General features: G+C 65.9%; 4 protein-coding genes. 1 reads left to right on the forward strand and 3 read right to left on the reverse strand.

What is annotated here, in order from left to right; translation table 11 throughout:
- Positions 1-816, reverse strand: an 816-nt coding sequence (locus tag VNW74_RS09395; RefSeq protein WP_325676326.1) for an XdhC family protein, incomplete at its 3' end; no start/stop codon positions are given.
- 35 nt (positions 817-851) lie between these two features.
- Between VNW74_RS09395 and VNW74_RS09400 the strand changes: the two genes are divergently transcribed.
- Complete coding sequence (locus tag VNW74_RS09400; RefSeq protein ID WP_325676327.1) at positions 852-1,817, forward strand: LysR family transcriptional regulator; 966 nt, start codon at positions 852-854, stop codon at positions 1,815-1,817.
- A 41-nt stretch (positions 1,818-1,858) separates the two neighbouring features.
- Here VNW74_RS09400 and VNW74_RS09405 read toward each other — a convergent pair whose 3' ends face one another.
- Positions 1,859-2,422, reverse strand: coding sequence for a nucleotidyltransferase family protein (locus VNW74_RS09405; protein WP_325676328.1), 564 nt, complete (start codon positions 2,420-2,422; stop codon positions 1,859-1,861).
- 128 nt (positions 2,423-2,550) lie between these two features.
- The coding region (locus tag VNW74_RS09410) for an ArsI/CadI family heavy metal resistance metalloenzyme (protein ID WP_325676329.1) at positions 2,551-2,844 on the reverse strand (294 nt) is incomplete at its 5' end.

The following is a 2,844-nucleotide window of genomic DNA, read 5'->3' on the forward strand; positions in this document are numbered from 1 at the left end:
ACAGATCACCGTGCTCTCGTTGATGGTGCCCGCCTCGGCCTGGGCGGCAAGATACCGGTGCGGCCAGTCGACAACCACCTCGTCGGCCGTTGGAAAACGTGCTCGGGTGGCGAACACCGGGCGGGCATCGCAGACGGTAACCCGGTAGCCGAGAAATGATCCCTGCTGGGCCAGGGCGGCGGCGAAGTCGATGGCACCAAACACCAGCATCCGCGGGCGCGGAGCGTAGCTGGACACGAAGACCTCCAAGCCTGCGCCCAGACGCTGCCCGTCGGGTCCATACTCAAGGACTTCGCTGCGGCCCACCGCGAGCAAGCCGCGCGCGTCGTCGGCGGCCGCGGCGTCGGCACGCGCCGAACCCAGCGATCCGGTCACCGCGTCCGGTCGGATGACCAGCCTGCGGCCAACCCACTGCGCGTCCGGGTGGGCGATGACGGTCGCAACCGCGACAGCACGGTGCTCACCGACGTCGTCGGCCACCTCGTCAAGGTCGGGGAACGTCGCTCGCGACACCGACTCGACGAAGATGTCGATGATGCCGCCGCAGGTCAGGCCGACCGCGAGGGCATCGCTGTCGCTGACCCCATAGCGGTGCAGCCGTGGAGTCCCGGTTTGCGCCACCTCGGTGGCCAGTTCATAAACAGCGCCCTCTACGCAGCCACCCGACACCGACCCACTCACTGAACCGTCCGGAGCTACCACCATCGAGGCCCCAGGCGGCCGCGGCGCCGAGTGGAATGTTCGCACTACCGTCCCGAGCCCTGCGGTGTCATCAGCACGCCAGATCGACATGAGCTCGGCAAGCACGTCACGCACATCTCTCAAACTAGGCCCCGAAGTAGGCTCGTTCCATGACTCCGGCTCAACTTCGGGCCTATTCGGCGGTGGTTCGTCTGGGTTCGGTCCGAGCGGCTGCCGCGGAACTAGGCGTATCCGACGCCGGTGTCTCGATGCACGTGGCAGCGCTACGCAAGGAACTCGAAGACCCGTTGTTCACCAAGACCGGTGCCGGACTGGCGTTCACGCCGGGCGGACTCCGGCTGGCCAGCCGCGCGGTCGAGATCCTGGGTCTGCAACAGCAAACCGCGATCGAGGTCACCGAGGCCGCCCACGGGCGCCGCCTGCTGCGGATCGCCGCGTCCAGCGCCTTCGCCGAACACGCCGCACCGGGCCTGATCGAGCTCTTCTCGTCGCGGGCCGACGACTTGTCTGTCGAGTTGAGCGTGCACCCGACGAGCCAATTCCGCGACCTGATTTGTTCGCGCGCCGTTGACATCGCGATCGGACCGGCAAGTGAAAGTTCGCTCGGCTCCGACGCTTCGATCTTCGTGCGTCCCTTTCTGAAATATCAGATCATCACCGTGGCGCCGCCGAATAGCCCACTGGTCGTAGGTGTTCCGACGCCCGGGCTGTTGCGACAACAACAGTGGATGCTCGGACCATCGGCAGGTAGCGTGGGCGGCGAGATCGCAACCATGTTGCGTGGCTTGGCAATTCCGGAGTCACAACAACGAATCTTTCAGAGCGAGGCCGCCGCGCTCGAGGAGGTTCAGCGGGTTGGCGGCGTCACGTTGACCATCGGTTTCGCGATCGCCAAAGACCTTTCCGCCGGGCGGTTGACCCACGTGATCGGCCCCGGGCTGGACAGGTCGGGCGAGTGGTGTGTAGCGACGCTGCCACCGTCAGCCCGCCAGCCCGCCGTGTCCGAACTGGTCCGCTTCATCACCACGCCGAGGTGCATCCAGGCGATGATCCGGGGAACTGGCGTCGGGGTGACCAGATTCCGCCCAAAGGTGCACGTCACGCTCTGGAGTTAGCGGCAGCGCCGTAAGCGCGCACCGAACGGCGCTTACGCGGCTTAAAGCTCATCTATGTCCTGACCGCCCGCAAGATCGGCGCAGTCGACGATTTCTACGTCGCGCCTGGTGCTCAGGTACGCACCCGCGCCTCGATCCTCGGATATCAGGGCCAGCACCTCGGGCCAGTGCCGCCGCGCTATCACCACCGGATGTCCGGGCCGTCCATCGAAATACGCTCGCGCAAGCCCACTTTCGGAGCTCAACGCGCGACCCAACACCCGCGACACCACTGCTGCGCCCACATCGGGAGTGTCGATGACATGCAGCACGGCATAGTCGGCGTGCATGCCGTCGGCCTGCAGTAGACCCGCACGCACTGAAGCGCTGAGGCCCTCATGCCAGTACCGAGCGGTGATCGCGGTGACGCCGCGCGGGGGAGCGACCTCGGCGGCACCCAAGACCAAAACGACGTCGGCGCATCCCCCATCGCGCAGCGCAGCAACCGCGGTGTCCAGCCAACCATCAACTAGTACCTTCGGCTTGCCGTATCGGCGGCCGGCACCAGCGGCCAAAAGGATCCCGACGTTGCGTGGCCGCGGATCTGTCGACTGCGGTAACCGCACTCTCCTATGATGACATCGACTTCTCGCCATCCGCGTGACGCCGCCCGGCGACGTCCTGAAGCGGAAGAAGAGTTGGCCTGGCTGCTGGCAGCGACGGCAGTCGATCCCACCCCGATCGAGCCGAGGGGTTATGCCGTGCAGCAGGTTTGGTCGGCGTTGGATCCGAAGGTGTCGGAGTCGGCCAAGACGGTGTAGACCTCCCAGCGTTCACCGCTGGGGCTTGTGACCCAGACTTTGTCTTGGGCGGCGAAGCAGCAGGTGGTGTTGAGCTCTTCCTGGGTGAATAAGCCTTCGTCGGTGAGCCGGGCGATTTCGGTGTGGACGGTGTCGCTGGTGCCGACTTCGACGCCGAGATGGTTGAGGGTGCCACCATGGCCGGGGTTTTCCAGCAGCACAAGCTTGAGGGGCGGTTCGACGACTGC

Origin of the sequence: Mycobacterium sp., from assembly GCF_035570115.1 — a bacterium.
In the GTDB taxonomy this organism is placed as follows: Bacteria; Actinomycetota; Actinomycetes; order Mycobacteriales; family Mycobacteriaceae; genus Mycobacterium.